General features: G+C 29.8%; 14 protein-coding genes. 3 read left to right on the forward strand and 11 right to left on the reverse strand.

Annotated elements, in window-relative coordinates; translation table 11 throughout:
• Positions 1-48: 48 nt before the first annotated feature.
• Positions 49-648, forward strand: a complete 600-nt coding sequence (rpsD, locus tag KQI41_RS13395) for a 30S ribosomal protein S4 (protein WP_154439350.1) — start codon at positions 49-51, stop codon at positions 646-648.
• Positions 649-692: 44 nt separating this feature from the next.
• Here rpsD and KQI41_RS13400 read toward each other — a convergent pair whose 3' ends face one another.
• The 4 genes from KQI41_RS13400 to uvrB all read right to left on the reverse strand — a co-directional run bounded on the left by KQI41_RS13400 (position 693) and on the right by uvrB (position 8,011).
• Positions 693-2,366, reverse strand: coding sequence for a putative ABC transporter permease subunit (locus KQI41_RS13400; protein ID WP_154439351.1), 1,674 nt, complete (start codon positions 2,364-2,366; stop codon positions 693-695).
• Positions 2,363-3,085, reverse strand: coding sequence for an ABC transporter ATP-binding protein (locus KQI41_RS13405; protein ID WP_154439352.1), 723 nt, complete (start codon positions 3,083-3,085; stop codon positions 2,363-2,365). The genes KQI41_RS13400 and KQI41_RS13405 overlap by 4 nt, the downstream gene beginning before the upstream one ends.
• 125 nt (positions 3,086-3,210) lie before the next feature.
• On the reverse strand, positions 3,211-6,036 hold the full coding sequence (gene uvrA / locus KQI41_RS13410) for an excinuclease ABC subunit UvrA (protein ID WP_154439353.1): 2,826 nt from the start codon (positions 6,034-6,036) through the stop codon (positions 3,211-3,213).
• Positions 6,037-6,049: 13 nt separating this feature from the next.
• Positions 6,050-8,011: an excinuclease ABC subunit UvrB gene (gene uvrB, locus KQI41_RS13415; RefSeq protein ID WP_216585471.1), complete on the reverse strand. Its 1,962-nt coding sequence runs from the start codon at positions 8,009-8,011 to the stop codon at positions 6,050-6,052.
• A gap of 207 nt (positions 8,012-8,218) precedes the next feature.
• On the opposite strand from uvrB, the gene KQI41_RS13420 reads away from it, so the two are divergent.
• Positions 8,219-9,796, forward strand: coding sequence for a DPP IV N-terminal domain-containing protein (locus tag KQI41_RS13420; protein WP_216585472.1), 1,578 nt, complete (start codon positions 8,219-8,221; stop codon positions 9,794-9,796).
• Here KQI41_RS13420 and KQI41_RS13425 read toward each other — a convergent pair.
• From KQI41_RS13425 to ftsE, 7 genes are all read right to left on the reverse strand, one after another.
• The gene (locus KQI41_RS13425; RefSeq protein ID WP_154439356.1) at positions 9,793-10,845 is read right to left on the reverse strand and encodes a PDZ domain-containing protein; all 1,053 of its coding nucleotides are present in this window, start codon (positions 10,843-10,845) and stop codon (positions 9,793-9,795) included. The genes KQI41_RS13420 and KQI41_RS13425 overlap by 4 nt on opposite strands.
• 24 nt (positions 10,846-10,869) lie before the next feature.
• The gene (locus KQI41_RS13430; protein ID WP_154439357.1) at positions 10,870-12,093 is read right to left on the reverse strand and encodes a S41 family peptidase; all 1,224 of its coding nucleotides are present in this window, start codon (positions 12,091-12,093) and stop codon (positions 10,870-10,872) included.
• 321 nt (positions 12,094-12,414) lie between these two features.
• Positions 12,415-12,537: a hypothetical protein gene (locus KQI41_RS19170; RefSeq protein WP_268233509.1), complete on the reverse strand. Its 123-nt coding sequence runs from the start codon at positions 12,535-12,537 to the stop codon at positions 12,415-12,417.
• A 135-nt stretch (positions 12,538-12,672) separates the two neighbouring features.
• Positions 12,673-13,401, reverse strand: a complete 729-nt coding sequence (locus tag KQI41_RS13435; protein WP_216585473.1) for a hypothetical protein — start codon at positions 13,399-13,401, stop codon at positions 12,673-12,675.
• A gap of 709 nt (positions 13,402-14,110) precedes the next feature.
• Positions 14,111-15,247: a murein hydrolase activator EnvC family protein gene (locus KQI41_RS13440; protein ID WP_229768499.1), complete on the reverse strand. Its 1,137-nt coding sequence runs from the start codon at positions 15,245-15,247 to the stop codon at positions 14,111-14,113.
• Positions 15,248-15,260: 13 nt separating this feature from the next.
• On the reverse strand, positions 15,261-16,160 hold the full coding sequence (gene ftsX / locus KQI41_RS13445; protein WP_154439360.1) for a permease-like cell division protein FtsX: 900 nt from the start codon (positions 16,158-16,160) through the stop codon (positions 15,261-15,263).
• Positions 16,141-16,836 (reverse strand): cell division ATP-binding protein FtsE, encoded by a 696-nt coding sequence (ftsE, locus tag KQI41_RS13450; protein ID WP_154439361.1) that lies wholly within the window; start codon positions 16,834-16,836, stop codon positions 16,141-16,143. Before ftsE ends, ftsX begins: the two co-directional genes overlap by 20 nt.
• Before the next feature lie 150 nt (positions 16,837-16,986).
• Between ftsE and KQI41_RS13455 the strand changes: the two genes are divergently transcribed.
• Positions 16,987-17,562 (forward strand): 5-formyltetrahydrofolate cyclo-ligase, encoded by a 576-nt coding sequence (locus KQI41_RS13455; RefSeq protein ID WP_154439362.1) that lies wholly within the window; start codon positions 16,987-16,989, stop codon positions 17,560-17,562.
• The last annotated feature ends 62 nt before the right edge of the window (positions 17,563-17,624 follow it).

Below are 17,624 nucleotides of genomic sequence, written 5' to 3' on the forward strand. Positions count from 1 at the left end.
ATTGGCTCAAAATTATCGCGGCAAATAATTTTGATGGAGTGATATAATTTGGCAAAAATGATGGGACCTAGATTTAAACAATCTAGAAGGTTAGGATTAAACGTATGTGGTCATCCTAAAGCAATGGATAGAGCCACAAAAGGCAGTTCTCGCGGAGATAAGAAGCTGACAGAATATGGAATCCAGCTATTGGAGAAACAAAGACTCCGAGCTTATTATGGTGTAATGGAAAAACAGTTTATGAAATATGTAATTAAGGCTAAAAAATCTGGAGAGCAAACTGGTCATGCTTTAGTTAAGATTTTAGAAACAAGATTAGATAATCTAGTATATAGACTAGGTTTTGCTTCTTCCATTAGACAGGCTAGACAAATGGTAGTTCATGGACATATTCTTGTAAATGGTAATAAAGTAGATATACCTTCCTATATAATTCAAGTAGGAGATACTATTTCATTAAGAGAAAAATCTAAGGATATTGAAATATTTAAGGAAAACTTCAATAACTTCTTCTTAAATAGTTATCCTTATTTATCAAAAGATGAAAACAATATGTCAGGATCCCTAATTAAATATCCTGAAAGAAATGAAATTCCAATAGAAATAGATGATCAACTTGTTGTTGAATATTATTCAAGACTTATATAAAATCAAAAAAATCCCTCTGATAATACAGAGGGATTTTTTTGATTTTATTCCATCACTTCAAATTGTGTTTTTATTAGCTTCTTCAATAATACAAATAATATTATACTGGTTAATCCAAATACTACTGTCAATAATCCATAAATTAAATTTACATCTACTTTATTCATTATATTTATAACTAAATATATTAAACCTCCTAAATATAAGACCCCTAATCCCATACTAATTAATACATTTAGATTTTGTTTCATTGCTTTTTGCGGATTATCCCAATCTAAAAGTGGTCTTAGTATGTCTATTATCATTCCAATTTGGGTCATTGGAATACTACCTAAAAGCCCTAAAAATACAATTAATAGAATACTTAATATATCTAGTTTTATTATAAAACTTAGACTAATAAGTAATGCCCCTACTCCTAATATCTGGACTATTAATGATGATAAAATCCTGCCTATTATTTGATCTTCTACCTTTATTGGTAAAGTTCTTTGGATCCATAAACATTTCCCTTCTCTTGAAAAACTAGTTGCTCCTATACTATTTAATATGCCTAATGCTGCAATAAAAGCTATACCAGCTAAGGTTATTAAATTATTATTACCTCCTAGCATATCTATTATCTGAACCAGTGACTCATCTCCCCCTGTCATACTTGCTACTAGTAATATTATGGGAAGCATAACTACTCCTCCTACTGTATTTAACAGATATACAGGGGTCTTAAATAACATTATAATTTCTTTTTTTGCTAAAGCTATATAAGGCTTTGTTTCCTTAGTCATATCTTTTAGGGCTATTTTTTTTCTGCTTTTTCCTTTAGATGCTGATACTTCTATATTTCCTATTAATCCGTCAAAGAATAAGGATTCAGATAAAAATAGCATAATCATAAAGGATATGATACCTACTACTATAAAAGTCAATAAATTCATTAACCCTGTTAAATTAAAATAATTTGATAGAGCCAATGCACCCCATTGAGAAGGTGGAAATATAATTCCCAACTTTTTTACTAGAAGATTAGAATCTTTCACTAGATTGACAAAAAAATCTCCTTCCATCATTGCCTTTCCAGCTATGGTTTGAATTTTAAGTTGGAAATATACCATGGCAATAATGAAAATTACTGCACCAATAACCCTAATTAAATCCTTTTTCGCTCCAATATTTGTATATTTCATAAATACCATTATTACAATAGATGACAATACTAAAGGTATAATAGGAGCTGTAATCACTAATAACAAGGAATATATCCAATAAAGTAATCCTTCTCCTCCTTTAACTCCATATATAATAATAAAAGGCAATATAATAGGTAAGGAAGTCAAATACTCACTAATCATTAAAGTTACAAATTTTGAACCTATAATATATGATGATTTAATAGGTAGCGGTACTAAAGTTGCTAAATCATTAGAAAAATAGTATTTACTCATTACATAAAGTAGCCCAAAAATAAATACCATAATCTGAGTTACTAAAAATCCTGATAATAAAAACATGGATTTCTGACCTACTTCTGCATATATATCATACATACCATTTAAACTATTTATTATTAAAAAATATGATGGTATTAAAGATAGCATTGCTATGGCTAAAATTATCATTTGCCATCTATTTTTTTTATTTTTAAAACTATAGATAATGGAGGACAAACCAAAAGTAATATTGAAATCGGTTTTAATCAATGAAATAATCTTATTCATCATTCAGTCAACTCCAAGAATATATTTTCTAAGGACTGTTTCTCCTCTGCATGAGCCTTTAACTCCTCCATTGTTCCCAAAGCCACAATTTTTCCTTTATTGATTATGGCAATTCTATCACATAGTTTTTCTGCTACTTCCAACACATGGGTGGAGAAAAACACTGTTTTTCCCTCGTCACACATTTTCCTCATAATTTCCTTTAAATTAAAAGCAGACTTTGGGTCAAGACCTACCATAGGTTCATCAAGAATAAATAAATCTGGATTGCTTAACAATGCCCCTGTTAATACAATTTTTTGTTTCATTCCATGAGAATAACTGGCTATTAAATCTCCTACTGCATCTTTTATGCTAAATAACTCTAAATAATAGTTTAACTTCTTCTCTCTCTCCTCTTTGGGAATTCCATACATATCACCCATAAAGTTTAAATATTCAATACCCTTTAACCTATCATATATTTCAGGATTATCTGGCACATAACTAATCATGGACTTTGCTTCTATAGGCTCTTGCCAAGCGTCTACTGTACCTACTGTTACTTTTCCACTATCTGGTTTTAAAAGTCCTACTATCATTTTTATAGTAGTAGTCTTTCCTGCACCATTTGGGCCTAAAAACCCAAATATTTCTCCTTTTTTAATATCTAAATTAATATTATCTACTGCTTTTATAGCACCCTTATTGTATGATTTAGAAATATTTTCAAGTCTTAACATTTTCCAACCTCCTTTTTTCTGTTATACTAATTATATAACAAACAATCTATAATATCAATATGGTTTGAAAATTTAGTTATTTCTTTATAAATTAAAAGACTAGAGAATTTATCCCTAGCCTTTATTTATTCCAATATTTTTTTCAAAAACTGTCCTGTATAAGACTTCTTAACCTTGGCAACTTCCTCTGGAGTTCCTGTAGTGACTACTGTTCCACCTTTATCTCCACCTTCTGGTCCTAAGTCTATTACATAATCTGCTGTTTTTATTACATCTAAATTATGTTCTATGACTACTACTGTATTTCCACCTTCGACTAATTGATTTAATACTTTAATCAACTTGTGAATATCAGCTACATGAAGTCCTGTAGTCGGTTCATCTAGTATATAAATAGTCTTTCCTGTGGAACGCTTAGATAGTTCTGTAGCTAATTTTACTCTTTGAGCTTCACCACCAGATAGTTCTGTAGAAGATTGACCTATTTTTATATATCCTAGTCCTACATCATATAGTGTTTCTAGTTTTCTGCTTATTTTAGGTATGTTCTTGAAGAACTCTACTCCTTCTTCCACTGTCATATCCAGTACATCAGATATGGTTTTTCCCTTATATTTAACCTGTAAAGTTTCCCTATTATATCTTTTACCTTTGCATACTTCGCAAGGTACATATACATCAGGTAAGAAGTGCATTTCTACCTTTAATATTCCATCTCCACTACAAGCCTCACATCTTCCGCCTTTTACATTGAAACTAAATCTGCCTTTTTGGTATCCTCTCATTTTAGCTTCATTAGTCATGGCAAATACATCTCTTATATGGTCAAATACTCCAGTATAAGTGGCAGGGTTTGACCTAGGAGTTCTACCTATAGGTGATTGGTCTATATCTATTACTTTATCTAAATATTCCAACCCCTTTATATCTTTAAACTTCCCTGGCTTTACTTTTGAGCCATTTAACTTTTGTGCCAAGGCCTTGTGTAATATTTGATTTACTAAGGAGGATTTACCTGAACCAGATACTCCTGTTACACAGGTAAATAAACCTATGGGAATTTTTGCATTTATATTTTTAAGATTATTTTCCTTGGCCCCTTTTATTTCTATCCAGTTTCCATTAGGCTTTCTTCGTTGTTCTGGTATTTCAATTTTTTTCTTTCCCGATAAATATAGCCCAGTAATGGAATTAGGATTGTTTTTTATTTCCTCTATGGTTCCTTCAGCTACTATTTCACCGCCGTGAATACCTGCTCCTGGACCTATATCTACAATATGATCTGCTACATACATAGTATCTTCATCATGCTCTACTACTATTAAGGTATTTCCCAAATCAGTTAAATTTCTTAAAGTTTTTAGTAACTTTTCATTATCTCTTTGATGAAGCCCTATACTTGGTTCATCTAATACATATACTACTCCCACAAGACTAGAACCTATTTGAGTGGCTAATCTAATTCTTTGTGACTCTCCTCCAGATAATGTACCTGCCATACGAGATAAAGTCAAATAATCTAATCCTACATCTTTTAGGAAATTAAGTCTTTCTTTAATTTCTTTTAATACCTGTTCTCCTATTATTTGCTCTTTTTCTGTAAGGGTTAAGTCATTAAAGAATTCTATGGCTTTAAAAATAGATAAATCTGTTAATTGTGCAATATTTAATCCATTTATCTTTACTGATAAAACTTCATCTTTTAATCTATTTCCATGACATTTAGGACAAGGATTTTCTGCCATATATTCATCTATTTTATCCCTCATATAGTCAGAGTTAGTTGCATTATATCTTCTTGTTAAATTTGGAATAATTCCCTCAAATTTTCCATTGTAATCTCTCATTCCATCTTCATCAAAGTGACTTAAAAACTTAAATTTTATTACTCTATCTGTTCCATATAATAATTCATCTATAAACTTTTCTGGTGCATCTTTTAAAGGCTTATCTGTACTAAATCCATTGTCTTCAGCTAAAGTTTTAAATATTTGATAGTAATAGGTAGATTCGTTGGAACTTGAAAAAGGTGCTATTCCTCCTCCATCTATACTTAAATCTAAATTTGGTATAATAAGTCCCTTATCTATTTCCTTATGAAATCCTAATCCATTACAAGTTTCACACATGCCAAAAGGACTATTAAAGGAAAACATTCTAGGAGATAGTTCTTCCATGGCAATATTACAATCAGGACAAGCAAGTTTTTCACTGAACATTATTTTTTCTTTATCTATTATATCTACTACTACAATTCCCTCTGCTAATTTCAATGCAGTCTCTAAAGAGTCCGATAGTCTTCCTTCAATTCCTTCTTTAATTACTATTCTATCTACTACTACTTCTATAGTATGTTTTTTGTTCTTCTCTAGCTTGATTTCATCTCCAATATCATACATTTCATTATCTACTATAACTCTTACATATCCTTCTTTTTTGATACCCTCTAGCACCTTTATATGTTCACCTTTTTTACCTCTTATAATTGGGGCTAAAATCTGAATCTTTGTTCTTTCTTCTATTTCCATTATTTTATCTACCATTTGTTCCACTGTTTGGCTGGTTATTTCCTTTCCACAACTTGGACAATATGGTGTACCTATTCTTGCATACAATAGTCTTAAATAATCATAGATTTCTGTTATTGTGCCTACAGTGGAACGAGGGTTTTTTGATGTGGTTTTTTGGTCTATGGATATGGAAGGAGAAAGTCCTTCTATATATTCCACATCTGGCTTATCCATTTGACCTAAAAACTGTCTAGCATAACTAGATAAGCTTTCAACATATCTTCTTTGTCCTTCTGCATATATGGTATCAAAGGCTAAAGATGATTTTCCCGAACCTGAAAGACCTGTAAATACTACAAATTTATTTCTAGGAAGTTCTAATGATACATTTTTTAAATTATTCTCCTTAGCCCCTCTTATTATTATTTCGTCTTTTACCAATTATTTCACCTCATTATAACTTCTTCTTTAGTTCTATCATTTTATCCCTTAACTCTGCTGCTTTTTCAAAATCTAATTCTTCTGCAGCTTTTAACATGGCAGATTCTAATCCCTCTATAGTTCCTTGGACTTCATCTTTTGAGAAAGTCTCTTCATATTTGACTTCATCCTCTGCTACTATTGTAGCTTCTATGATTTGTCGTATATCCTTTTTAATACTTCTAGGTGTTATATTATGCTCTTCATTATGTTGGCTTTGAATTTCTCTTCTTCTATTGGTTTCAGATATGGTCTTTTCCATGGACCTAGTTATGGTATCTCCATACATAATTACTTTTCCATCTATATTTCTTGCAGCTCTTCCTGTAGTTTGGATTAAAGATGTTTCCGACCTTAGAAAACCTTCTTTATCTGCATCTAATATGGCAACTAAGGAAACCTCTGGCAAATCCAAACCTTCTCTTAATAGATTTATACCTATTAGCACATCATATTTTCCTAATCTTAAGTCCCTAATGATTTCCATTCTTTCTATGGTTTCCACATCTGAATGAAGATAAGTAACTTTTATCCCAATATCTTTAAAATAGCTAGTTAAATCTTCTGCCATTTTCTTAGTCAAAGTTGTGACTAATACTCTTTCTTCCCTATCTACTACTTTTCTAATTTCATTTACTAAATCATCTATTTGATGTTCTGTAGGTCTTACTTCTATAACTGGATCCAATAATCCTGTAGGACGTATTATCTGCTCTACTGTGTTTTCAGTATGAAGAAGTTCATATGGACCTGGTGTTGCCGATACATATAAAATCTGATTTACCATAGATTCAAATTCGTTAAATTTAAGTGGTCTATTGTCTAGCGCTGATGGAAGTCTAAAACCATACTCAACTAAATTTGTTTTCCTAGATTTATCCCCTTCGTACATACCCCTTATTTGTGGTACTGTAACATGGGACTCATCTATTATTATTAAAAAGTCCTCTGGAAAATAATCTATTAAAGTAAAGGGTCTGGAACCTGCTGGTCTATTACTTAAATGTCTGGAATAGTTTTCTATTCCTTGGCAAAACCCCATTTCTTCTAACATTTCCAAATCATATCTAGTTCTCTGCTCTAATCTTTGAGCTTCTAACAACTTCTCCTTATCCCTTAATTCTTTTAATCTATGGTCTAATTCTTCTTCTATGGTCTTTATTGCTCCTTTAACTTTCTCCTCAGTTGTAGCATAGTGAGATGCTGGAAATATGGAAATATGGGAACGATACCCAATGACCTCTCCAGTTAAATGATTTACTTCTACGATTCTATCTATTTCATCTCCAAAGAATTCAACTCTAATGGTATTTTCACTAGAGGATGCTGGAAATATTTCTAGTATATCTCCTCTGACTCTAAAAGTTCCCCTTATGAAGTTAATATCGTTTCTTATATATTGAATATCTATTAACTTCCTCATTATATCATCTCGATCTCTAACCATTCCTGGTCTTAAAGATACTACAAGATTTTCATAATCTATAGGGTCTCCTAAACCATATATACATGATACAGATGCAACTATGATTACATCTTTTCTCTCAAATAATGCTGCTGTTGCTGAATGTCGTAATTTATCTATTTCATCGTTTATAGATGCGTCTTTTTCTATATAGGTATCTGATTGTGGAACATAAGCTTCTGGTTGGTAATAATCATAATAACTAACAAAGTATTCTACTGCGTTGTTTGGGAAAAACTCTTTAAATTCTGAAGCTAATTGATAGGCTAATGTTTTATTGTGAGCTATTACTAAAGTTGGTTTTTGAACCTTCTCAATTATATTTGCCATAGTAAAGGTTTTCCCCGAACCTGTAACACCTAATAGAACCTGATGAGTAAGATTATCGTTTATTCCTGCTACTAGCTTATCTATGGCCTTAGGCTGGTCGCCAGTAGGTCTATAATTTGATTCAATTTTAAATTTATTCATATCCACACCTCTTTATTTGAACATTTGTTCAAGATATATAATATTATATAATATTATATAAAATTGTCAAAGCCTAATATAAAAATATAATGTCTTAATATTCCTATAGTCCTAAATATTTGGCAATACTCTAAATAATCTTATCACAAAAAAGTATATTGAAGAAAGAAGATTAATATAGTAAACTATGGATAAGGAGGTAGTTATATGAAGCGAAAGGTATTAATACTATTTATAGTACTTATTGCATTATTCATCTTTGGATGCAGCTCCAAGAAAAAGAGTTTGAGTACCTTAGATAGTAGTGTGATTTTAGAGGAAGAACAAATTCCATATGAAATAAAACAAATTACATTCTCAAAGAGCTTCCAGTCTATGGAACCTGTAGTTGAAATCATAACCAATAATAATAAGTTAAGATTATTAGCTTCTTTGGGATTAGCTGAATATTCAGGTGTCAATGTAAATAAAGTCATTAGGAAAGGTGGAGAAATCAACATTCATGTTAGTGGTATTTCTAATAAAGAAAGTTCGTCTCTGTCAGTTCCTCAAATCAGTTTGGAACTTAAAAAATCTAAACTAAAAGATATTAAGGATTTAAAGTTTAATATAGTATATGATGACTTTGATCCCATAAATGTAAAAATAAGCAGCAATGATGTCTTAAATAAAATTCATTCTTATCTAAAGGTATCAACAAAAGGATCTCCTGATATTAACTTAATTAAATCCAACGATGATATTATATGGGATATATCCTACAATAGTGTATTTGATAAAGAAGATTCTAAAAGTTCTTTAGTAAATCTATTTGCTCAAGTCGACGCTAATACTGGCGAAATTATAAAATCAGAAAAATCTTTTATAGCATCACCTTTAGATGAAGGACATATTATAGAATTTAAAGAAAATAATTATCTCTTATATAAAAAATCTGTAGTAAACCAAGAAACTGATAATACTAGTGAACAGCTATGGATATACAATGTTGCAAAAGACGAATCCAATATGATATATTCCTCAAACTCTAAAATATTAGCTGCAGAATTTAGCCCTAACTTAGACTTTATCTCACTTATAGAGTTAAACGATACTACTTCAGAACTATATATAATTGCGAAAGATGATAAAAAAGCGTATAAAGTAAGTTTTGAAGAAGACTTTAATCCATCCTTTATGGCTTGGAAGAGCAATAATAATCTATTTATAATTGAGAGTAATAAAGGAAAATCTATAATAAATAATTATAATGTAGAAAATAATGAAATAGAATTAGTAGGTGAATTAAATAAATCTATTAATGGATTTAATATTATAAATAATAAATTTCTAGTACTTGAAAAAAACAAAGATGAATTTAACAATCAAATATCCATCACTACAGATTGGAAAAAATTTGAGTTTATAGATAATGGTTTTAATGCAAAGTTTATCAATGACAATACCATTGCCTATCTACAAAAGGATGAGAAAAAAGATAAAAATTTATTATCAATTTATGATATAGAAAAAGAGAAAGTCAGTAATAGGCTCAATAAAAATATTTTAAGCTATGAAGTATTTCCAAATGAAAAAATAGTATATGTAATAAAAAATCCTAATACCAATTATACTTTAGGATCATATTCCATAGAAAACAGCTCTACTGAGGATATTGCTAATGTAATTAATGACACAATCTATTACAATGAAAGTGGTAATATTATTTACTTAAATGCTATATTGCCCTTTGAAAATAATAAATCTGAAGTAATTTATTCCATAAATTTATCTAAACTAAACTAAAAATCCCTAGGGACTATTATTAGTCCCAAGGGTTTTATTTTTCCATAGTACTTTTTTGTAGATAATCCAGATTTCATATTAAAAATTTCAATTTTCAGCCTTTTAGATTTTATCTTTGTAAAATCCTCCATATCCTTATTGCTATTTATTTCAACTCCATTTATTTTAAGTAATATATCACCAGTGTTTATACCTAATTTAGTACCTATACTATCTGGAAGAACATCAAGCACTCTTACTCCTTTATCTAAATGGGTAAAGACAGGTGTTTTCTTTTCTTCTATTATTTTATTTTGTAATATTATATATTCATGACCTAATAATGCAAATAAAGGAGGTAAGAAAAGATTTAAAGTGTTTCTCGACATATATAATAATATCGTACTATATAAAAACAATACCATAGAGGTTTTCATTACTTTCTTTTTTGGATATGAGGATATAGAATAATCACCATAACTTAAAATCGCCATAAGGGTAATAGGTTGAATCAAACCATCTCCTATAAATATTACAAATGGTATAGGCCAAAATCTATTCATATTAAACCCACCAACTATTTCTTCTCCTGTCTCAAGGAAAATTGGAAGTCTATTTCTTCCACCATCTAAAAGTATTAATATACTTTCCACTATATGTAGTACTGCCACTACTGACATTACTTGAGGAATTTCGATTTTAGGATACCCTATAATTAAACTACATAAAGATACTACAGCTCCTCCATAGGAAAAACACATATATCTAGGGTTTATAAGAGATAAAAGTATTGAAACCACTAGTATATACATATAATCTGTTGGAATCGCAACTACTCCCAAGTAAAGAAATATTACTGTAGTAATTATTCCACCTAAAACACCAAATACAGTTGATGTAATTAGCTTTAACATAGCTGATCTTTTATAGCCTATATTCTCCTTTTCTATTTTTCCTATTTTTATATATTGAATATATATAATACCTAGGACTATAATAAAAAAAGGAGATTTAAAAGTATTTAAAATGTCTATTATTGTAAAATATACAATCTGATATAATCCATACATACTTTAATTCTCCTTCTTAAAAGACTATTTAATTTTAGTTTTTATTTCTTCTATGGCTTTTTTAAGCTGAGTATCCTCCTTTAAGTTTTCTACTCCTATGTCTTCTACTCCTTCAGGTAATTCCACTATTATATCCGGTTCAATACCTATACCGTGAATATTTACTCCATTTGGTGTGAAATACTCTGAAATTGTTAGTTTTAATCCTGACCCATCATCTAAGTCCTTTATTCTTTGAACAACTCCTTTACCAAAGGTAGTAGTTCCTATTAATGTGCCTCTCTTATGGTCTTTAATTGCACCTGCAAGAATCTCTGATGCCGATGCTGAGCCACCATTTACAAGTAATACTAAAGGATAATCAACCATTGATTTTCCTGAATTTTCATAAGTCTTTTTGCCATCTTTAGTTTGAGTATATACTACAACTCCTTCTCCCAGTAACTCATCTGCAATTTGAACACATCTGTCTAATAACCCTCCAGGATTATTTCTTAAATCAATGATTAAACCTTCAATATTTTTTCTGCCTAGTTTATCTAATTCAGCTTTAAAGTCTTTATATGTTAAATCATCAAAAGATGTAATATTTATGTATCCTATATTATCATCAATTATATTGGATTTCACAGTAACTAATCTTATAATTTCCCTAGTAATTTCTAAATCAAATATTTGGTTTTTACTTTCCTTATCAGTTCTAAGAAGTGTTAAAACCACATTTGTATTTGGATCACCTTTCATTACCTTAACTGCTTCATCCATTTTATCTGCTGGAAATTCTATACCATCTACCTTTAGTATTTTATCTCCACTTTTAATTCCTGCTTTTTCTCCGGGAGTACCTTCTATGGGAGATACTACAGTAATTATATTGTCTTCTCCTGGTGTAACTACTACTCCAATTCCTGCATAGGTTCCACTTGTCTGTTGCAAAAAAGATGCGAATTCATCTTTGGTCATATAATTAGAATATGGATCTTCTAAAGATTGGAGCATTCCCTTTAATTGTCCATCTATCATTTTCTTTGTATCTACATCTCTTAAATAATTTTGTTTTACATAGTTTTCTACTGCTATTACTTTGGAAAATTCATTATAAACAGATTTAAGCTGTTTGTATTCTGCCAAAGGAATATATGCCTTGTTATTGAAACTTACACTCATTAAGTTTGTTAAGCCAAAGGTCATTATGTTTGTAATAAGTAAAAGAACTACAATTAAAGTTATGACTTTCTTCTTAGACATTTTCTCACTCCCATATTTTTAGGTTATACAATTATTGTATTTATTTTATATTAAGATTATACCATTCAATTTAATCTATTACAAAGATTAAAAAATACAGCTAAGATTATAATATAAAATCCTAGCTGTATTTCCATAGACCCATTCTCTAATCTTTTTTTAACTCCAATAATATTACTAAAGTATTTTACCACACTATTCCTTTTCAAAAATATATTATATTTATATTCTCCAGTTTTTTATTCTATCATTATATCTACTAACGATCAAAGTCATGTATCATATTGTATCTGAAATATCTATGTACTAACATCCTTTATATTATTTTTTTAATACTTTAATTAAAATTACAATTATTATTATCTGTAAAATCAGTGATATATAACTTGCTAAAATCGTTCCAAATGGAACATTAGCTACAATTTTAGCCTCTAATCCACTCATAATCAACCCCACCTTTAAGATTGCTACAATTTTAATATGTATTACATTTTATCGATTCCTTATCTAGAAAAATGATATCTAAATAAGGAATCGATATATTTATTATAAATTATTCCCAAATTATTCTAGGACTTGTTACTTTTCCCAAACTATTCTAGGATCTGTTACTTTCAAATTAGGCTCTACTCTAAAACTCGTTCTAAAAGGATCCTTCTTTACTGTTAATAGGCCTCCTACTAGAAGGTTAGTATCTAAAGTTCCTCTACCAGTTACAAAAAGTGTTCCATTTCGTACGGATCCATCTGAACTTGGTCTGCTCAATGTAGTAGCAGGAGCGAATCCAGATAAGTATAGTTCCCCATCATTATATCTCTCACATGCATAAAAAGAACCACTACTATAATGATCAAACCATACTCTATGTATAAGATTTGGTTGTGGGAAAGGCAGTTCAATTGTAACACTAGCAGTTTGTTCACGAACATTATATAATGTATAATTCAATTCTTGGTTATAAGATTCTGTTAAAATATTATTATCTTCAATTGTTATCTTTACTTCTTCCTTTAGCTTGTTGAAATTTTCAATAAACTCTTCAAATTCTTCTACAGTATCGAAAACTATAGTATCTTCTGGTATATTATGGGCATCTTCAACAATCTCCATGTTATTATCCTCGATAATTTTTAATATCCTTTGAGTATTGTGACTTTCTATTTTTTCACTACTTGCATGTGAGATAAATGAATTACTAAGTAAGATAATACACACTAAAATAAAGCTAGTACTTCTTTTAAAATTATACATTGAATAACTCCCCCCTATAAACGAAAATTTAATTGCTTTTTTAAATAACGTTTTCATAACATACCTCCTCATAATTAAGTTAGTATACTCTTACTAATTACATCAATACTGAAGATTACTCCAAAAATATTTTGCCCTTATCCTCCTCTCTAGCTTTATTATTAATACTCGATGCTACTATAGTAACATTAGCAAATAAGTAATTAACTCAAACTTCGCACTTGATTTATCTTGTAATTTCAGTAACTGACTAAACTTAACTTCAAGTTTATAGATAAACAAGCTTATTTTAACCTATACAAGATTTATATATCTTAAGCAATGAAATTTGGAATTACTTAGTAAACCTATAAGTTTATTTAGTATAAACTTTAACATATGGTAATAGTAAAATCTACTTATTTCGTTCGACAAATACTGTGAAAACGTAGATTTTGTCGAACTGCTTGTTTTTGTTATCCTTAAATCTAATCCAGTCATATGGCACTTAATAAATTAGTAGATGCTATATCATTAGCTACTCCTACCTTTACCCTCGATACTTATGATACAAATGTAAGAAATTTTTAGATATAGATTTACATATATAAGAAATAAACTTCTAATTACCAAAACTCAACTCTCTCAAAGATAAAATAAATGGTAGTGTATCTACAAAAGATTTCTGCAACTTACACAACTTAGTTGTTAACTTTCACATAGAAAAGAGGTGTTTAATAACTGATAAATCAGTTATTAAACACCTCTTTTCTTATATTAATTATTTTTACTTTAGCCAAGGCATAGGATCTACATATGCACCATTTTTTCTTACTTCAAAGTGACAATGTGGTCCAGTAGACACTCCTGTACTTCCAATCTTTGCTATAGTATCCCCTCGTTTTACTTGCTGACCTTCAGAAACTACTAAAGATGAATTATGTCCATAAAGTGTAACTATACCTCCACCATGGTCTATCATTATGGTTTTACCGTAACCTCCTAAATTGCCTGAATAAATTACAGTTCCTTTTTCTGCCGCAACAACTCTCTCTCCAGTATTGGCTGCTATATCTACTCCTGTATGTAGTTTCTTAGTCTTATAAACTGGATGTATTCTATATCCATAAGTAGAACTTATTCTTTTATATACTGGTACAGGCCACTGCATCTTACCCTCTCCACTATATGGTCCTGTGTTTCTCTGCAACTTTAATATCTTTGATTCAATCTCCTTTGCAAATTCAATTAGCTTATCTTCTTCTTTTTCTAAATCCTTTATATTCTTTTGTAAATCTCTCATTAAATTTTCTTTTTCCCTACTGGCATTTGCTAAATTTCTTCTTCTATCTTCTAGTTTTGTTTTCGATAACTCAATGGATTTCTTCTGCATTTCCAATTCCGTTTTCTTCGTATCTATTATATCCCTTTGATCTCTCATATATTGAATTAATTCTGTATCATATTTTGCTATGGATTTTATCATATTTCTTCTAGATAAAAAGTCCTTTATACTTGATGATGATAGTAGGACCTCTAAATAACCTACATTTCCATTTCTATACATTACTCTCATTCTTTTATTAAATACTTCTTGTTTTTCATTAATATTTTCTTCTGCTGTTTCCAGTTCAACAGTTGTCTTTTCTATGTTTGTTTTTAAAGTTCCAAGTTCTTTTTCTACTTTATCAAGTTCAGTACTGGCAACATCCATTTTCTTATCTAAATCCTCGATTTGCTTGGATACGTCCTTTGATTGGTTTTCTGCTGTCTTTATTTGATTTTTATTTTGCTGAATCTGCTTAAGTAAATCTTTTTGTTGCTTTTCCAAATCCTTAATGTTATCTGCCGCTGAAACTTGAATGAAATTAAATGTAAATATTAAGGCTAGAATCAAATATATTTTTCTCCTGTTTTTCTTCATACTCTTTCTCCCCCTATACATTTAAAAAACGTTTTAAAGATACTATACTTCCCAATGCACCGATTCCAACACCTATGGCTGAAAACATAATTGTTATATCCTTCATTAGTAAAGTAGGTGGCACTAGCCATACTGTAAATAAAACATATAGTTTATCACTTACTGACTTAAAGAAGTAATCATATCCATAGTTTATTATGAATATAGATAATACTGATCCAATGAGTCCAAATAATATTCCTTCTATAATAAATGGTCCTCTTATGTATCCATTAGTAGCACCTACATATTTCATTATATTTACTTCTCTTTTCCTTGAAGTTACTGTAATTTTTATTGTATTGGAAATAATAAACACTGATACTAATACTAATATTCCTATTACAACTATACCTCCAAATCTTATATAGTTAGCAAATACTAAAAGCTTGTCTATTATATCTTTATAGTAATTTATATACTCTATTCCTTCTATGGTATCTAGTTTTTTAACTACATCGTCTGCATCTTTTATATCCTTTAACTGAATTATATATGAATCTTGAAGTGGATTATCTTCTTCAAGACCTTCTAATAAATAACTATCTTCTTCCCAATCTTTTTTCATGATTTCTAAACCTTGACCCTTTGATTGAAAAACCACTGATAAAACTCTATCATCTTCCTCTATGGTTTCCTGTATCTTATCTATATCTTCAGCTGTTAAATCATCCTTCAAAAATACTTGTATCTCATCAAACTTAGTCTTTATCTCCATTGCTACATTGTTTATACTAAGAACCAATATTATAACTACTCCTAATATCATAAGTACAGCCGATATGGACCCAATAGATGCCAAACCCATACTACGATTTCTCCACATACCTTGGAATCCTTGTTTTAGTATATTTTTAAATACTCGAAATCCCATCGCCGTATCCACCTTTCTGCTCATCTCTTACTATCTTTCCTTCATTGATTTCAATTACTCTCTTTTTCATATGATTTACTATATCTTTGGCATGAGTCGCCATAAGAACTGTAGTTCCTCTTCCATTGATTTCAGATAAAGCTCTCATTATCTCCCATGCAGTTTCTGGGTCTAAATTTCCTGTAGGCTCGTCTGCAATCAGTACAGGAGGACTGTTTACTATGGCTCTAGCAATAGAGACTCTCTGTCTTTCTCCACCAGATAATTGGTCTGGAAAACTAGAGGCCTTTCTGCTTAAATCTACCATACTAAGAACCATAGGTACATTTCTTCTTATTTCTTTAGGATGAACTCCTATTATTTCCATGGCAAATGCTACATTTTCATATACTGTCTTATTTGGCAGAAGTCTAAAATCTTGAAATACTACTCCTATATTTCTTCTTATATATGGTATTCTTCTATTTCGTACCTTTGTAATATCCATATCATTCAAAATTATCTTTCCCTCTGTAGGCTCTTCTTCTTTTAAAAGAAGTTTAATTATAGTGGACTTACCTGCCCCTGATGAACCTACTAAGAATACAAACTCTCCCTTGCGTATATCTAAACTAACATTTGTAAGTGCTCTAACATTATTATTATATTCTTTGCTTACATTTTCAAACTTTATCAACCATTTCACCTCATCTGTTGTCATATACTATATGTAACTTTAAGTAGAATTCTGTTAATTTTCATTATTTTTGCAATCCATTTTTACTTTCCCTTAATTGTATATTATAATATACTTTGTGAGATAAATAAACCTTAAGAGGTGATTTTTTTGGATAAAAAAACTTTAAGAAAAGAAATGTTGAAAAAAAGGTCAGAATTATCAAGGGAAGATATAGTAGAATACAGCAATATTATTGCAAATAAAATTTATGAGATGGATAATTATAAAAATGCTAAAAGAATTATGTGTTTTGTCAGTAATGGAGACGAAGTTGAAACTCATCCATTAATAGAACAAATTATAAAAGATGGCAAAAGTATTGTTGTACCAATTACTATTCCTAAAACAAGAGAACTTTTAGTATCAGATGTCTATAGTCTTTCTGAATTAGAAGTGGGAGATTATAATATAGAAGTTCCTAAAAAAGAATTTACAAGAGTTGTGGACCCTAATACTATAGACTTAATCTTAGTACCTGGCGTGGCTTTTGCCAAAGATGGTTATAGAGTTGGTTATGGTGGTGGATATTATGATAGATTCCTATCAAAATTATTAAATCCTACACCTAAAATTGCCATAGGGTTTGATTTGCAAGTTGTTGATAAAGTGCCAACAGATCAATACGATCTTCCTGTAGATATGATTGTGACAGAAAAGAGAATTATTCATTGTTCCAAAAATTAATTCAATCTAACCTTTTAATTTGATTTATTGGTGGTATAATATATAGGGTGTTTAATTTGTTA

The organism is Tissierella pigra (assembly GCF_018917845.1).
GTDB lineage: Bacteria > Bacillota > Clostridia > Tissierellales > Tissierellaceae > Tissierella > Tissierella pigra.